Below are 16,069 nucleotides of genomic sequence, written 5' to 3'. Positions count from 1 at the left end.
TCAAGATAAGTGGATCTTTTGTCATATTTTACAGTGCAAATGTATCCAAGCTGATGCATGGATGCGACAAACGTCCCCCGTTTGATCTGACTAATCGCGTCTGAGAATCACTCGCACTTATAATCCGGCCCCATTCGGCGCATCCGCCAGTGGACTGCGCTGCCCTTTCAGGATTTTCATCTTGCAGCCCGCTTTCCGTCCCACCGCCGGTGCCATCGGCGCCGCCCTGTTGTTCGCCCTCCCCGTCCATGCCCAGAACGCAGCCACGGCTCCCGCAGCCGGCAGCGCCAACGCGGAAACCACCCTCAATGCCGTCACCGTGGTCGGCAACTGGCTCGACAACGCCGATGAAGCCAAGGTGCTGGAGCACCCCGGCGCCCGCACCATCGTCGACCGCGTGACTTTCCAGGAAGCCGGCGCCAACAACGTGCGCGAAGTGCTGCGCCGCGTCCCGGGCGTGCAGGTGCAGGAGAACAACGGCACCGGCGGCAGCGATGTGTCGCTGAACGTGGGCGTGCGCGGCCTGACTGCGCGCCTGTCGCCGCGCTCGACCATCCTGATGGACGGCGTGCCGCTGGCGGTGGCGCCCTATGGCCAGCCGCAGCTGTCGATGGCGCCGCTGTCGCTGGGCAACCTGGAAAGCATCGACGTGGTGCGCGGCGCCGGTTCGGTGCGCTACGGCCCGCAGAACGTGGGCGGCATCATCAACTTCGCGACGCGGTCGATCCCGCAGACCTTCGCGGCCGACGCCTCGGTCTCGACCGACATCTACAGCCACGGCGGCAACGTCAAGACCAACCCGACCGCGTTCATCGGCGGCACCAACGACAACGGGCTGGGCGGCGCGCTGCTGTATTCGGGCATCCACGGCAACGGCTATCGCGAGAGCAACGACCACGCCAATATCGACGACCTGCTGCTCAAGGGCAACTACCGGATCTCGAAGACCGACGAACTGAGCGCTGCCTTCCACTTCTACGAGGGCAGGGCCGGCATGCCCGGCGGCCTGACCCCGGCGCAGTACGCGGCCGACCCGTTCCAGTCGGTGCGGCCCTATGACAATTTCGACGGCCGCCGCAACGACTTCAGCCTGAAGTACAGCCATAACGACAACAACCGCAAGTTCGAGGTGCTGACGTACTACACCGACAGCTTCCGCGGCAGCAATATCGAGCAGCAAGGCACGGGCGCACAGGCCAACCTGCGGCGCCTGACCTCGGCGCCGCGCAACTACCATACGTTCGCGATCGAGCCGCGCTACTCGCAGCTGTTCCGCGGCGAGAACATGAGCCATGAGGTCAGCGTCGGCTACCGCTTCCTGCGCGAAGCCAGCGACGAGAAGGCCTCGCGCACGGTGTTCTACACGCCGGGCACCATCGATCCGACCACGCTGCCGTCGCCGGTGTACCAGTCGCGCACGGGCGGCACCACCGCCAACGCGGTCTATATCGACGACACCATCAACGTCGGCAGCTGGACCATCACGCCGGGCCTGCGCTACGAATTCATACGGTCGTACGTGACCGACAACTTCACCGGCGCGCGCAACGATGTCTCGTCCAACGAGCCGCTGCCCTCGCTGGCGGTGATGTACCACGTCAGCGACCAGTGGAAGCTGTTCGCCAATGCCGGCGTCTCGTTCGGGCCGCTGCAGTACTTCCAGATCGCGCAGACCACCAACGGCCTGACGCCGGAGAAGGCGAAGACGTACGAAATCGGCACGCACTTCAACAGCAACGGCTGGGGCGGCGAGCTGACGCTGTTCAATATCGACTTCGACGACGAGCTGCAGCTGCGCGGCGGCACCGGCGGCGCGCCGGACGCGTGGACCAACCTCGGCGCCACCACGCACCGCGGCGTGGAATCATCGCTGCGCTATGACTTCGGCGCGCTCGACAAGTCGCTGGCCGGCCTGTCGGCGTATGCGACCTACACCTTCACCGAAGCCACCTACAACCAGGGCAACTTCGCCGGGCGCGACCTGCCGTTCTATTCGCGCCATGTGGCCACCGTGGGCATGCGCTATGCGCGCAACCGCTGGGCGTTCAATATCGACGGCTACGCGCAGTCGAAGCAGCATTCGCCGGGCGACCCGAGCACGTCGACCACGTACCAGACCGCGGAGAGCGCCAATGGCGCGCTGGGCGACATCCCTGGCTATGCACTGCTGAACATGCGGCTGGGCTACGACTTCGGCAAGTCGGCGCAGAACCTGAAGGTGGCGGTGGGGGTGAAGAACCTGCTAGACAAGCGCTATTTCACGCGCTCGACGGACAACAATGCGGGCAAGTATGTGGGGATGCCGCGGACTTTCTATATCCAGGCGTCGCTGGCGTATTAAGCTGGCGCAAGTAAGGCGGCGTGTTTGCTCCCCTCTCCCCCGGCCCCTCTCCCGCAAGCGGAAGAGGGGAGCAAATCCCCCGAATGCAAAACGGCTCGCCAAGGCGAGCCGTTTTGCATTGTCAGCGACGGGATCGTCAAACGATCTCGCGCGTCTCCAGGAACTGCAGCTCCGGGAACCGCTCCTGCGTCAGCCGCAGGTTCACCATGCTCGGCGCCAGGTACACATGGTCGCCGGCGCCGTCCAGCGCCACGTTATGCCCGGCCTTGGCGATCAGCTTCTCGATCTCCGCGGGCGAACCCTTGAGCCAGCGCGCCGTGGCGCACTCGTGCGACTCAAAGATGGCATCGACGCCGTACTCATGCTCGAGCCGGTGCGCCACCACGTCGAACTGCAGGATACCGACCGCGCCCAGCACCAGGTCGTTGGAGGCGAGCGGACGGAACATCTGCGTCGCGCCCTCTTCCGCCAGCTGCTGCAGGCCCTTCTGCAACTGCTTGACCTTGAGCGGGTTATTCAGGCGCGCGCGGCGGAAGAACTCCGGCGCGAACGACGGGATGCCGGTGAACTTGAGCGGCTCGCCTTCGGTAAAGACATCGCCCAGGCGGATGGTGCCGTGGTTGGGCACGCCGATGATGTCGCCGGCGTAGGCCTCTTCCGTCGTGTTGCGGTCCTGCGCCATGAAGGTGATGGCGTTGTTGATCGCGACGGTCTTGCCGGCGGAGACGTGCAGCAGCTTCATGCCGCGCTCGAAGCGGCCCGAGCAGACGCGCACGAAGGCGATGCGGTCGCGATGGCGCGGGTCCATATTGGCCTGGATCTTGAAGACGAAGCCGGTGAACTTGCCTTCGTTCGGCTCGACCACGCGCGTGTCGGTGTTGCGCGCCAGCGGCGGCGGTGACAGCTCGCACAGTGCGTCCAGCAACGACTGCACGCCGAAGTTGTTGATCGCCGAGCCGAAGTAGACCGGGGTCTGCTTGCCGGCGAGGAACGCTTCCTTGTCGAAGGTATGCGACGCGCCGCGCACCAGTTCGATCTCGACGCGCAGCTCGTCGGCCTGGCTGCCGAGGATGCGGTCCAGTTCCGGGTTGTCCAGGCCATCCAGGATCGCCGCGGTGCCCTTGTCGCCTTTCGGGTCGAACAGCTGCACCTTGTCGTCGATCAGGTGATACACGCCGCGGAACTGCTTGCCCATGCCGATCGGCCAGGTCATCGGCGCGCACTGGATCTGCAGAACGTCCTCGATTTCATCGAGCAGCTCGATCGGCGAGCGGCCCTCGCGGTCGAGCTTGTTGATGAAGGTGAGGATGGGCGTATCGCGCAGGCGGCAGACATTGAGCAGCTTGATGGTCTGCGCTTCCACGCCGTTGACCGAGTCGATCACCATCACGGCCGAGTCGACCGCCGTCAGCGTGCGGTAGGTGTCTTCCGAGAAGTCCTCGTGGCCAGGCGTGTCGAGCAGGTTGACGATGTTCTCCTGCGCGTTGCGGTCCGCGTTGTTGCTGGCATGCCCGCGGCCATACGGGAACTGCATCACCGACGAGGTCACCGAGATGCCGCGCTGCTTTTCCAGTTCCATCCAGTCGGAGGTGGCATGGCGGTCGGCCTTGCGCGCGCGCACCTCGCCCGCGACCTGGATGGCGCCGCCGAACCACAGCAACTTTTCGGTCAGGGTCGTCTTGCCCGCGTCGGGGTGGGAGATGATGGCAAAGGTGCGTCGACGCGCAATTTCGGATACGAGCGAGCTCACGGAATCTGGCTGGGAATAGGTAGAGGGAACAGAGGGTGCGGCATCAGCCGGCACCCGGACCGGCGCCGCCGCAGGCGGCATTGCGCCGGGCCCTGCGGGACTTACGGAAGGAATGGGGCGCTATTTTACCGGTTCACGGGCCAGGCCGGGGGTTTGCCTTCGCCCTTGCCATCCCCCTCCCCTCCCATGCCCGGCACGCCGCGCAGGCTGCCGAACTGAAGCGCGTACTGGCGCGTCAGCTCGGCGCCGAAGAAGAAGATCTGCGCCGAGTAGTAGATCCACAGCATCAGCGCCACCACCGAGCCCGCCGCGCCGTATGAAGAGGCCACGGCACTATTTCCCAGATAGAGGCCGATCAGCCGCTTGCCCACCGAGAACAGCAGCGCGGTTATGACGGCGCCCATGGTCACGTCGCGCCAGGCGATGCGCGCGTTGGGCAGCATCTTGAAGATCACGGCGAACAGCGCGGTCACGACCGCAAAGGAAAACGCCGTCGAGATCACGTCTGCCACCGGGGCGAACCAGGACTGCGTCCACAGCTGGCCCCAGATGCGCTCGACCACCGCCAGCGCGGCGTTGACGATCAGCGACACCAGCAGCATGAAGGCCAGCACCAGCACCAGGCTGAACGACAGCAGCCGCGCGCGCAGCAGCGTCTGCCAGCCGGCGGTCTTGGGCACCGGCACATGCCAGATGTCGTCGAGGCTGCTCTTGAGCTCGGCAAAGGCGCTGGTGGCGCCGACAAACAGGATGCCCATGGCGATCAGTGCGGCCATGCCGCTGCCGCCGGCGCGGTGCGTGGCGGCCAGGATCTGCTGGATCGCCGTGGCGCCCTGTTCGCCGACCAGCCCTTCGATCTGGGTGAAGATCTCGCCGCGCGCCGCCTCGGCGCCGAAGAACAGGCCGGCGATCGAGATCACCAGCACCAGGATCGGCGCCAGCGAGAACAGCATGTAGAAGGACAGCGCCGCGCCCTTGCTGGCGGCGCGGTGATCGAACCAGGAGGCCACCGCCGCGGTGACCACGCGCAGCGTGCGTCCACCGGTGTGGCGGTCCGGCAGCCAGTGAGGGCGGCGGGGCCGCGGCTGCGGGGATTCGGTGCCAGGGGACGATGCGGGACGGTGTTCGGAGTTGTCGTTCACGGCCTTGGGTTTGCCAGGTTCGGGAGCCCTGGTACGCAGGGACGGAGCCGGAACGCCTGGCGCGAGCGGCCGCGGCACGCTCCGGCAGCAAGGGTAGCTTGCGTTCATCATACTGCGCATTGTGCGGCTTGCCCAAGCAGCACCCCCGGGGCGACCTGCTACATTAAGATCAGGCACACCTGCCGGCGCATCCGTGCCAGCGCGCCGGCGCAAGGAGGCATCTGTGATCCGTTCCCTCTCCGCACGCCCGGTGGCCGCCATGCTTGTGATCGGGATGCTGGGTGTTGCCGGCTGCGAGCGCAGCCAGCCCGGCCCCAAACCCATCTCAGGCACTGCCACGGCCTCGTCCTCCGCTGCCGCTCCCGCCCTGCCAGCGGCACCCGCCCCGCCGGGCCAGTCCCGCTGACGACCACGGCGGCCGCTAGCCGCTTGCCGCGCCCTGCCATGAGGGACGCCCGCTGCGTACCCGTTTCTGCGTACTGCGCCGCGCGTCGCCGCAGCGCCGGGCGGGCAGCGCGCTCGGCAATGTTCAAGGCCCGGTCCTCAGGTCCCCGGAACCTTTCTTTGTCTTCCACCGTGTCCCCCGCTGTTACGCCAATGCAAGGCTGAAGTAACTCCAGTTTCAAAGATGCAACCCGGTGCAATGCGAAGAATGCGCCGCTGCCGGGGCACGCTATCCCGCACCCGGCGTGCATGTCAGGCGGCCATGCCCGCACATGCGCGGGCGCGCCCGGCGGTGGCGCTCGCCGCACGCGTTGCAACGGCGAAACCGAATGGCCCCGTGGCGCCGCCCCGGCCGCGCACGGCACGACCGGACGAGCCGCAAACCCGCATGGGATATACCTTTGCGGCCATTGGCACACTTGTCGCTCAGCATCCGCAGGGACGCCGTGCGCGTCCGGGCCATCAACCAGCCACTACTGCGGAGAGAGACCAGCCATGCGTCATCCGCCTTCACGCATGACGGCGCGCCGGCGCTCATACCGGTTGGCGGGCCCCCCGCCTACGGTGACGGACCTGCTTTCGCCGCCACTGCTGCCCTACCCGCGCGCGCGGGTCGAGCCGGCACAGCTGGACACGGCCAGCGCGCCGTGCCCCGGCGGTGCGCGCCGGGCGCGGGGTCCGTCCTGCACGCGCGCAGCCGGCAGGCGCCCGGCCGGAAGGCGGCGCGCCTGACCGGGAGCTGGTGCGATATTGAGTGGGCACGCGGGCCAGCGTGCCCGCGCGGATTTGTGCTCCGTCCCCCGGCGGGCACTTTTTTCCACAAGGAGGAGACGCCATGAAAGCCGCAATCCCTGCCGCAGGCGTGCTGGCCGCCTTGGCGGTCTTCTCGGCCCCTGCCGTGGCAGCCAGCTATGCCTGGTTCGATCGTCCCGACGACGCCAGCGCCAACAGCCACGCGGCGGTCAGCAATGATGTGTACGTGCGTGGCTTCGGCTGGGCCTGGGGCGAACTGCATATGCAGCAGGATACCTCGCCAGGCGCGGCCGCACCTGCGGCGCCGCAAGGCCGCCGGCAGGCGCGCGACTACCCCGACCGGCGCGACGCGCCGCCGTGGCTGCAACGGGATGACAACGGCCCGCCGCGCACGCCGCGCGGCAAGATCAGCATGAATCTCGCGGCCGCCCCGGCGGATGGGACGATTGGAGGAGGCACGGCCGGCCAGCCTCGCGTGGTTGTGCGCTGACGTGCCAGCGGGCACGGGGAAAGGCGGAACCGGCGAGCGGACGTCGGCGGTTCCCCTTTCCTGTGGCGCGCTGCCCGAGGCTCGACTGTTTGCAGTTCGATAGCTGCGGACAGCGGTGACCGGCGCTTGCGCTGCGCACTTGCCAGCCTACTCGCCCGCGGCGGGCTGGCTCTCCACGCGGATATTGTGCTTGTGCATCAGCCGGTACAGGGTCACGCGCGACACGTTGAGTTCGCGCGCAGCCGGCACGACGTGGAAGCCATGGCTGGCCATCACGTTGCGGATCGCCTCGCGCTCGGCCTCCTCGCGGATCGCGTCGAGGGTCTTGCGCGGCAGTTCCGCACCGCCGTGCAGCTGCAGGTCCTCGGCCGTGATCTTGCGGTTGTCGGTCATCACGATGGCGCGGCGCACGCGGTTGATCAGCTCGCGCACGTTGCCCGGCCATGCGTACTGCATCATGGCCTGGGTCGCGCATGCCGAGAAGCCGCGGATACGCCGGTGCGCCTCGTGCCCATGCTCGGCCAGCACGGCGTTGGCCAGCTGGAGGATGTCCTCGCCGCGCTCGCGCAGCGGCGGAATGCTCAGCGTCAGCACGCACAGCCGGTGGAACAGGTCGGAACGGAAACGTCCGTCGCCCTGCGCGGCGACCAGGTCCACGTGCGTGGCCGAGATGATGCGCAGGTTCAACGGGATCGACTGATGCCCGCCCAGGCGCGTGATGGTGCCCTGTTGCAGGAATCGCAGCAGCGCCACCTGGCTCTCCAGCGGCAGGTCGCCGATCTCGTCGAGAAACAGCGTGCCGCCCTGCGCCTGCTCGATCCAGCCGATCTTGCGCTGGTTGGCGCCGGTGAACGCGCCCTTCTCGTAGCCGAACAGTTCGGACTGCACCAGGTGCGAAGGGATGGCGCCGCAGTTGATGGCGATGAACGGCCCCTTGCGCCGGCTCGAGGCATCGTGAATCGCCTGCGCGGCGAGTTCCTTGCCGGTGCCGGATTCGCCGGAGATGAATACCGGCGCCTCGTTGTGCGCCACCTTGGCGAGCGAGCGGAACATGGCGCGCATGGCCGCGCACTCGCCGATCATGGTGCCGCGCGACGCCGTCTCCTGCACGCGCACGCCATGCAGCGACGCCATGCCATGCGCGTGCTTGAGCGTGTAGATCAGCTCCTGCACCGAGAACGGCGTGCGCACGTAGTCCACGCAATAGTCGCGGATCAGCCCGCGCACTCGCTCGTCGGCAAGCATCGCGTCGCAGGTGATGGCCACCCAGGCGACATGCAGATGCTGCAGCGCAAGTTCGAGCTGGCCAAGCTCGGCATCGCTGTATTCCGCCTGCAGGTCGATCACGCCAGCGCTGGGCGGGCTCGCGCGCACCACGCGTTCGGCGTCACGGATCTGCTGCACGCGGCGCAGTTCCCATCCGGGGCCGAAGCTGGACGGGTCAAAACCAAAATCTTCATGACGCGACACGACTACGATCTGCGCAGTGCGTGGCGCCTTGCACAGTCGGTCCATCACGATCTCCCGGACGTTTGGCTTGTTCTTGGTTCCGGCACCCGGCGCCGGGGCCTGTGGCCGTGGCGCGGACTGGCGCTGGACTGGCTGCGGTTTGGCGCCCGCAGGCAACGTCGGTATCACGAGGTGGACAGACTGCGGGACGGCTCCTCGGGCGCGGCGAGATAGCCGCTGCCACCCTGGAGCTGTTCGCGGATGCGTCGGCGCACCGCTTCCTTCTCGCGCATCAACTCTACGCGCGGTGCCTCGGGGGTCTGTCCGGAGTACTGGTAGTAGAGCGACTTGTAGGTGAGCTGGCTCAGGATCCATTCCTGCAGCATGGCGCGCTGGCGCGCCAGTTCGTCCTCCAGCAGGCGATGGCGGCGCAGCAGGTTTTCCACCGCGGCACGGGCGCTGTCGCTGAGCGCACTGTCCTCGGCCAGCAGGGCCGCCACGTCGGCAGCAGCGCCGTCGCGGCTGGCGCGGTGTGCGGGTGTTTCGCCTGCGGCTTCCCCCAGAGCAGCCCAGGCTTGGTGGATGGATCGGCTATTGGATCGGCTTATGGACTCCCTGACGGGCCCGATGGCGGGTCGCCGAATCTCTCCTGCGGTCATGATTATCCCCGTTGAACAACATCCCCCGGCACTACACGTCTGCGGATACCACTTGTCAGTCTTGGAATTATTTGTCTCTGCGTGGCGTACGTGTTTCCGCACGCTCCCTGGTCGTGGCCGTGCCGCCTTGCCTGGCGGTCTCATCCGAACTGTCCCCAGACTAGCGGACGGCGCCAACGCGCGCTCGGTGTGCTCCGGCAATCCAGCCGCATGCACCGGAGTCAAGAAGGGGCGCCTTGCCGCGCCCCTCTTTGCCACGCCTATAGTTCAGTGCATTTGGGGCGGTTTGTCCAGCCCTGAGTGGGTGACTTACACCCAATCTCATACTTTGGAATGAGCCGGCCTGCACACCGTCGATCTGGCCCGCCGGAAGCGGCTTGCGGGCTGGTTCGTGACAGATTCGCGACCGAATTTCGAGCCAAATTTCGGACCGAATTTTGGACTAAATTTCGGACTGGATGCGGCCCGCCTGTCGTGCCGCCGGCGCGCCGTTTCCACGCCCGCATGGTACGCAGAAACGGGTACGCTCTCGCACCCCGAACGGGTGATGGCAGAGCTCTCGTTAGCACGCGTGGCCAATGCGCGAGGTGGTATGGCTCGCGGCAAGGCATGTCGAAACGCAGCCCGCAGAAACAGGTACGCTGCGAACGCTCGTGCGGCCGCGGAAGGGCCGCAGAAACGGGTACGCTTTGCGCGCGTTCCGATGCTCCGGCCTTGCGACCTTGCCGCGAAGGGGCAACGGGGGTGTGCAATCAAGAATGGGCGGCCCACGCCGCCCATTCTTGATTGCCGCCAGGAATGCTCAGTGGCCCGGCAGGTAGTAGAACTTGAAGACAAAGACCGCGGCGATGATCCAGACCATCACCGGCACGCTGCGCGCGCGCCCGGTCAGCAGCTTGAGTGCCGCGTAGCTGATGAAGCCGAACGCCACGCCATTCGCCACCGAGTATGTGAAGGGCATGCCCAGCGCGGTCATGACCGCCGGCACGACTTCGGTGACATCGTTCCAGTCGATCTCCAGCAGCTCGCGCAACATCAGGCAGGACACATACAGCAGCGCCGGCGCGGTGGCGTAGGCCGGAACCGTGCCCGCCAGCGGCGCGATGAACAGCGCCGCCAGGAACAGCACCGCCACCGTCACCGCGGTCAGCCCCGTACGCCCGCCGGCCTGCACGCCGGAAGCGCTTTCGATATACGCAGTCGTCGACGACGTGCCGAGGAACGAGCCGGCCATGATGGCGGTGCTGTCAGCCATCAGCGCCTTGTTCAGCCGGTCCATGCGGCCCGCCTTGAGCAGGCCGGCGCGGTTGGCCACGCCCATCAGCGTGCCGGTGGCATCGAACAGCTCGACCAGGAAGAACACCAGCACGACATTGATGATGCCGATCGACAGCGCCGCCGAAATATCGAGCTTCAGCAGCGTCGGGCTCAGCGAAGGCGGCGCCGAAAACACGCCGTGGAAGGTGTTGCCGGCAAAGGCAAAGCTCAGCAGCGTGGTCAGCAGGATGCCGATCAGGATCGCCCCCTTCACGCGCAGGTGGTCCAGCGCGACGATCACGAAGAAGCCGACGATGGCGAGCACCGCCGGGGGTTGGTGCAGGTCGCCGAGGGTAACCAGCGTTGCCGGGCTCGCGGCGACGATGCCGGCATTCTTCAGCGCGACGATTGCCAGGAACAAGCCGATGCCCGCGGTGATCGCCACGCGGATGGAATGCGGGATGCCGTTGACGATCATCTCGCGCACGCGGAACAGCGTCACCAGCAGGAACAGGCAGCCCGAGATAAAGACCGCGCCCAGCGCCGCCTCCCACGGAAATCCCATGCCCTTCACCACCGTGTACGCAAAGTACGCGTTCAGGCCCATGCCCGGCGCCATCGCAATCGGGTAGTTGGCGTAGAACCCCATGATCAGCGTGCCGATCGCTGCGGCCACGCAGGTCGCGACGAAGACCGCGTCCTTGGGCATGCCGGCGTCGCCCAGGATCGACGGGTTGACGAAGATAATGTACGCCATCGTCAGGAAGGTGGTGATACCGGCGAGGACCTCGGTGCGGACATCGGTCTGGTGCTCGCGCAGCTTGAACAGGCGCTCTAGCAGCGTCGGCTGGCCGCGCGAGGGGTTGACGGAAGGCGTACCCGGCTTGGAAGCGGGTTCCGGCATCGACATGACTAAGTCTCCAGTATCGTTATCGTGTCCGCGGCAGGGATCCCTGCGCGGCATGGCCGCGTGGCGCGCCATCATGCGGCATGCGTACTCTGGTCCAGCATGGGCCCGATACGCCACGGCGCACACGAATAAGCGATATGCAAAAAGCGTGATGATCCCACAGCGGATACCGGGCGCACAGGGCCCGCGGGGGCGCCGGGCCCGCCCGCGCGTGGCCGGGGTTGGGGCTGGCCCCAACTTGACGCTGGCCCCAATCCCCCGTATAAACCCGGCTAGATTCAAGCGACGAGGCAACAGTTCATTCGTTAGCCACCGTCTGGTACTTCGGTTGTCCATGGTGTCCTTTCCTTGAGTTCCCCTGTCGGATGGCGCGCGCGTCATGCGACGTTTTATATCCTTTTTCTGGAAAGCAAATCATGCAAACCGGTATCGTCAAGTGGTTCAACGACGCCAAGGGTTTTGGCTTCATCAAGCCGGACGCAGGTGGTGACGACCTCTTCGCCCACTTCTCGGAAATCCGCGCCGACGGCTTCAAGTCGCTGCAGGAAAACCAGCGTGTGCAGTTCGAAGTCAAGAACGGCCCGAAGGGCCTGCAGGCAGCGAACATCACCCCGCTGTAAGCGTTGCCCGCGGCGCGCCACGTGCGCGCCACGCAACGGAAGAACCCCGCCTCGGCGGTAATGCCGTTCAGTTAAGGTCCTTTCTGAGGAACCGGACGGTGTAGCGCTTAGGCAGGGCTTTGACTTCACGGGGGCACTTACGCCCCCGTCGCTTTTGGACGATCGCCAACTGAAGTTTGGCGCGCATGCGCTGCAGGTGGGCCGGCAGCTTGCCTGGGGCCATGCCGGCTGCCCAGATCAACTCGCCCTGTATCAGGCGCAAGGCCAGCACAAAGCTCAAGTCGGTGGGCTCGGCGCGGGCCTCGAGCGCAGCCTTGGCCATCTCCAGACGCACCAGGTTGTACGCAATCAGTGCCCCCCAGATTTCCTGATGCACGCCCTCAGGCTGGCGGCTGCGCAAGGTCAGTTCGGCCCCGAGCATCGTCTGCTTCAGTTCTCGATAGCTGGTTTCGATTTCCCAACGGCGCTTGTAGCACCCAATGATGTCGGCTGCCTTGAAGCGCCGACGGTCTGTCAACGAGGTCAACAGGACGCGGTCTGAGTCCTCGTCCCGGATCGCGCGAGCTGTCCAAGTCTCTGGCAAGGCAGGATTCTTGCGGCGAGCCTGAGGCGAGACCTTCATCTGGACGATGCCATCGCCCTCGTTGCCTGAGAGCAACTCCCACTGCAGATTCTTTTTAGCGGGGATCAGGAAGTGGCGCTCGCTGCCGCCCATGCGCAAGCCCCACAGGATCTCTGCGGCCAGAAAGCCCTTGTCAAAGATCGTTAACGAATGATCCGGGATCCGCTCAATGAGCTCCTTGGCATAGAGCATCTCGTTGCGCCCATAGCAGCCAAAGGCGATATCGGCAACAAGATGGGTGGGAACAGCCGTGAGCGAGACCCCGCGGACTTGTGGATAGCTGGCGACCTTGCCGCTGGCGTAGCTCTGCGCGCCAAAGTGGAGGCGATTCTCAGGGCTATCGGCAGTGCGGAAGGTGGTCCCATCCATGGCGTAAAGCGCCAAGCCCTTCCATTTGTAGTGCGCAGCATCCTGAGCCACCCACGCCCGTGCGGTCTGCTCGAACAGCCACAACAGAGGCTTGTCTCCAAGCCGCTCGCGGGCTTGGGCGATCCCGCTCTTGCTGACACAGGCGTTGGCATCGTTGGGCAGTGCCAGGTCCAGCGTCTCCAGCACATCGGGAATCGATTGGTGCCGATAGAGCGCCAGCGCGATGACCAGCCAGACCACCTGCTCTGCTGGCAGTCGGCGCCGGCGAACGGACGCTGTCCCCGAGGCTGCCAGCGCTTGCTCAATCCAAGCCATCGGCAGGTGCTCGCTGAGCCGGGCAAAACTGGCCGGCTCACTAAGCTCAAGGGTGGCGTGGACTTGTTCCGATAGCATCGGAACGGCAAGTTAACAGCTCGACACCTTGTTTACAACCCCTGCAAAGAAAAATGCCGTTCAGACTTAACTGAACGGCATTACCGCCTCGGCGGGGTTTTTTGTTTTCTGTCGGCTTGCGCTGCCGGCGGCGCGTGGGTTGCCCGCCGGGAGGTCCGCCGCTCTCCCCGCCTCCCGCTTCCCCGCCTCCCGCCTCCCGCCTCCCGCCTCCCGCTTCCCCGCCTCCCGCCTCCCGCTTCCCCGCCTCCCGCTTCCCCGCTTCCCCGCCTCCCCGCCTCCCCGCCTCCCCGCCTCCCCGCCTCCCCGCTTTCCCGCTTTCCCGCTTTCCCGCTTTCCCGCTTTCCCGCTCCCCGTTTTCCTGCCTCCCGGCTTCTATGCGCCGGTCCTGGCGCTTACTTTCCTATCCACATGCCGCCCGCAGAAACGGGTACGCCTTGCTGCAGTGCAAGCTGCGGGCGCCATCCGCCCGCTAACGCAGAAACGGGTACGCCTGGTGCCAGAACGCCACCTGGCGTGGGTTCGCACAGCCCGCAGAAATAGGTACGCCCGGTTCCACCGCGTTACCAGGCTTGCTCGGATCATGGGGCGCCGGTAACAGCCGGACGCCTAGATATCCACACGACTACGCCGCGAACGCCACGCAGAAATGGGTACGCCTCGTATTGCAGCGCACAAGATCCGTTCAGCCAAAAGCTTGAAACGAACGCTCGCAGAAACAGGTACGGCCACCACAAGTGCGTGGATGCCGCCTGTCGCGCAGAAACGGGTACGGCGTCCGGGGTTTCCGGACATTTCCGACTTGTTGGGATGAAGCGCAGCCCCCGACTGGCTCGCAGAAACAGGTACGCATGGATGAGGGGCGGCACACTCATGTATACGTTGAGTGTGAGCGCTAGCTTTTTCTATGAGGCAGATATATAATAGAAACTTGGCAGTACATCCATCCGCAACCCCACCCCTTCAACGCAGAAATGGGTACGGATGCAGGTACAGAGCCCGAGATCTCACCGCAGAAACGGGTACGGGGGCCAACGCCCGGCGCACAGGTCTGCGGGCGCAGAATTGGGTACGCCGCAGAAACGGGTACGCAGAGGCAAAGGCGCAGCCGTTTTTCTCCGCCACGCAGAATCAGGTACGGTTTCGGCCCATTCACCGCAGAAATGGGTACGCCGCCGGCGCTGGGAGGCCGAGGGCGATCCAGGGCTCGAACCCTTTTCTGCGTGGATAACCCATGTCGCAGGCCGCGCGACGGCGCAATCCGGCGGTAAACCGGGCGTAAACGGCGTATACCGCCCGGGTCGCCGCAGAAACGGGTACGCTTTGCGCGGTCTGCGTTCTGGAAAAGCCTGTGGAAACACGGGGTTATCCCCGCAGAAACCAGTACGCGCGGTCCGCAGATACAGGTTCGGGGCGCCGCAGATACGGGTTCGGCCCTTCGCAGAATCGAGTACGGTTGTCCGCAGATTCGGGTTCGCAAGGGTAGTTTTTTTCCTTACGAATCAAGGCGCTGAACTTCACGTATACGGTTTACAAGTAGTTAACCCGTATCGGTATCGTTTACTGGTAGTCACAGGGTTGCGCACCGTGGACAACCCTTGCGGGTTGCCCACCGTCCGCCCCCCAGCTACCAGTCGTGAGAGTCCCCGCACGACAAAACCGAGGCAAGCAAGACCAAACCTCAGCGTACCTGTTTCTGCGTGACAACTTTTGCGGCTTCGAGTACAAAGGCGGGTAATCCGAAGCACGCCAATATGCCCATCAAACGCTCCCCGGCCGCCACGGGGGATCGAAGTGTCCTCGACGTGGATGCCGAGCCCTCCCGCATCATTGTTCCCGGCAACGAGAACATCCTGGTTCCGTCCGAGAAATTCCAGCGTCTGTTTGACGAGGCGCAGGCCATGGAACGCGAAGACGCCTGGCAAAGCGGCGAAGTTGGCTTCCTCAGCCGCGCCAGCGTCCAGGTCACGCTGCCATATCGGGCGCCCAAGGGCGCACCGCCGGTATGGACGCGTACCAGCGGCAATATCTCGCTGATGATCCAGCCGGGCTACTTCACGCAGCAGCGCTCTGAACGCGCCGCCAACGGCCGCCAGAAGCTGGTGTCGGAGACCGTCTCGCTGGGCTATCCCTATGGCTCCTATCCGCGCCTGATGCTTGCCTGGATCGGCAAGGAGATCATGGCGAAGAAAAAACGGGGTGAATTCACCGGGACGGTGGAAGACCGGCGTATCTCGCTGGGCAATTCGCTGTCCGAATTCATGTACAACCTCGGTATCCCGATGGCCACTGGCGGCAAGCGGGGCACCATGACGCTGGTTCGCCAGCAGATGATCCGGCTGTTCTCCGCAACCATTGCGATCGTGCAGAACAAGTCGACGCCTAGCCAGAACCAGAACCCGAATCACGAGCCGCTATCGATCGACCGTGTGGGCTACCTGCTGGCCGACCAGTTGTCGACATGGTGGGACCCGATGCAGCCGGGGCAGGGGTCGATGTTCGAGAGCTTTGTGGTGCTGTCCGAGCCGTTTTTCAACGAACTGGTCAACCGACCGGTACCGGTGGACATGCGTGCACTGAAGGCGCTGAAGCAGTCGCCGTTCGCGCTGGACGTTTACTCGTGGCTGACCTACCGGTTCTTCACGATCCAGCGGCGCACCGAGATCCCGTGGGAAGCCCTGCAAATGCAATTCGGTACGGAAACCGAAAGCGAGCGCAAGTTCCGCGCGCTGTTCCGCAAGGCGCTGAAGGACGTGCTGGTGGTCTATCCGGGGGCCAAGGTCGATGCGGATTCGTCCAAGGCGCTGATCCTGCAGCCGTCCCGTACCAGCGTGCGCAAGCTGGGCTGAGTTCCTGGCCGAATGGCCAGATGC

10 protein-coding genes are annotated in these 16,069 nt (G+C 65.3%); 4 read left to right on the top strand and 6 right to left on the bottom strand.

Features of this window, described 5'->3' with window-relative positions; translation table 11 throughout:
* Window positions 1-181: 181 nt before the first annotated feature.
* Entirely contained in the window at window positions 182-2,341 is a 2,160-nt protein-coding gene (locus tag AC5WJ1_RS22205; protein WP_195430383.1) for a TonB-dependent receptor family protein, read from the top strand.
* A 136-nt stretch (window positions 2,342-2,477) separates the two neighbouring features.
* Here the strand turns inward: AC5WJ1_RS22205 and AC5WJ1_RS22200 are convergent, their stop codons facing one another.
* Entirely contained in the window at window positions 2,478-4,091 is a 1,614-nt protein-coding gene (locus AC5WJ1_RS22200; RefSeq protein ID WP_434034336.1) for a peptide chain release factor 3, read from the bottom strand.
* A gap of 125 nt (window positions 4,092-4,216) precedes the next feature.
* Window positions 4,217-5,353: a YhjD/YihY/BrkB family envelope integrity protein gene (locus AC5WJ1_RS22195; RefSeq protein WP_371704425.1), complete on the bottom strand. Its 1,137-nt coding sequence runs from the start codon at window positions 5,351-5,353 to the stop codon at window positions 4,217-4,219.
* Between the two features lie 1,159 nt (window positions 5,354-6,512).
* Here AC5WJ1_RS22195 and AC5WJ1_RS22190 point away from each other — a divergent pair.
* Complete coding sequence (locus AC5WJ1_RS22190; RefSeq protein WP_135703352.1) at window positions 6,513-6,920, top strand: hypothetical protein; 408 nt, start codon at window positions 6,513-6,515, stop codon at window positions 6,918-6,920.
* A 147-nt stretch (window positions 6,921-7,067) separates the two neighbouring features.
* Here AC5WJ1_RS22190 and AC5WJ1_RS22185 read toward each other — a convergent pair whose 3' ends face one another.
* The 3 genes from AC5WJ1_RS22185 to AC5WJ1_RS22175 form a co-directional block, all read right to left on the bottom strand.
* Window positions 7,068-8,435 (bottom strand): sigma-54 dependent transcriptional regulator, encoded by a 1,368-nt coding sequence (locus tag AC5WJ1_RS22185; protein WP_133095567.1) that lies wholly within the window; start codon window positions 8,433-8,435, stop codon window positions 7,068-7,070.
* Window positions 8,436-8,554: 119 nt separating this feature from the next.
* Window positions 8,555-8,869, bottom strand: coding sequence for a hypothetical protein (locus AC5WJ1_RS22180; RefSeq protein WP_371704422.1), 315 nt, complete (start codon window positions 8,867-8,869; stop codon window positions 8,555-8,557).
* Between the two features lie 961 nt (window positions 8,870-9,830).
* The gene (locus AC5WJ1_RS22175; protein WP_135703353.1) at window positions 9,831-11,195 is read right to left on the bottom strand and encodes an NCS2 family permease; all 1,365 of its coding nucleotides are present in this window, start codon (window positions 11,193-11,195) and stop codon (window positions 9,831-9,833) included.
* A 416-nt stretch (window positions 11,196-11,611) separates the two neighbouring features.
* Here AC5WJ1_RS22175 and AC5WJ1_RS22170 point away from each other — a divergent pair, with 416 nt between their 5' ends.
* Window positions 11,612-11,815, top strand: coding sequence for a cold-shock protein (locus tag AC5WJ1_RS22170; protein WP_010811149.1), 204 nt, complete (start codon window positions 11,612-11,614; stop codon window positions 11,813-11,815).
* A 67-nt stretch (window positions 11,816-11,882) separates the two neighbouring features.
* Here AC5WJ1_RS22170 and AC5WJ1_RS22165 read toward each other — a convergent pair whose 3' ends face one another.
* On the bottom strand, window positions 11,883-13,199 hold the full coding sequence (locus AC5WJ1_RS22165; RefSeq protein ID WP_135704128.1) for an IS4 family transposase: 1,317 nt from the start codon (window positions 13,197-13,199) through the stop codon (window positions 11,883-11,885).
* 1,751 nt (window positions 13,200-14,950) lie between these two features.
* Between AC5WJ1_RS22165 and AC5WJ1_RS22160 the strand changes: the two genes are divergently transcribed.
* Entirely contained in the window at window positions 14,951-16,045 is a 1,095-nt protein-coding gene (locus AC5WJ1_RS22160; RefSeq protein ID WP_133097177.1) for a replication protein RepA, read from the top strand.
* The last annotated feature ends 24 nt before the right edge of the window (window positions 16,046-16,069 follow it).

The organism is Cupriavidus sp. MEYA8, assembly GCF_059278825.1.
The sequence above is the reverse complement of the archived record's forward strand: the minus strand, read 5'-3'. Positions and strand labels throughout refer to the sequence as shown.

What these genes read in the sequence shown, in the direction of transcription:
- AC5WJ1_RS22165 (WP_135704128.1), bottom strand. Translation starts at nt 13,199, where the DNA reads ATGCTATCGGAACAAGTCCACGCCACCCTTGAGCTTAGTGAGCCGGCC.
- AC5WJ1_RS22170 (WP_010811149.1), top strand. Translation starts at nt 11,612, where the DNA reads ATGCAAACCGGTATCGTCAAGTGGTTCAACGACGCCAAGGGTTTTGGC.
- AC5WJ1_RS22160 (WP_133097177.1), top strand. Translation starts at nt 14,951, where the DNA reads ATGCCCATCAAACGCTCCCCGGCCGCCACGGGGGATCGAAGTGTCCTC.
- AC5WJ1_RS22195 (WP_371704425.1), bottom strand. Translation starts at nt 5,353, where the DNA reads ATGCGCAGTATGATGAACGCAAGCTACCCTTGCTGCCGGAGCGTGCCG.
- AC5WJ1_RS22185 (WP_133095567.1), bottom strand. Translation starts at nt 8,435, where the DNA reads ATGGACCGACTGTGCAAGGCGCCACGCACTGCGCAGATCGTAGTCGTG.
- AC5WJ1_RS22175 (WP_135703353.1), bottom strand. Translation starts at nt 11,195, where the DNA reads ATGTCGATGCCGGAACCCGCTTCCAAGCCGGGTACGCCTTCCGTCAAC.
- AC5WJ1_RS22190 (WP_135703352.1), top strand. Translation starts at nt 6,513, where the DNA reads ATGAAAGCCGCAATCCCTGCCGCAGGCGTGCTGGCCGCCTTGGCGGTC.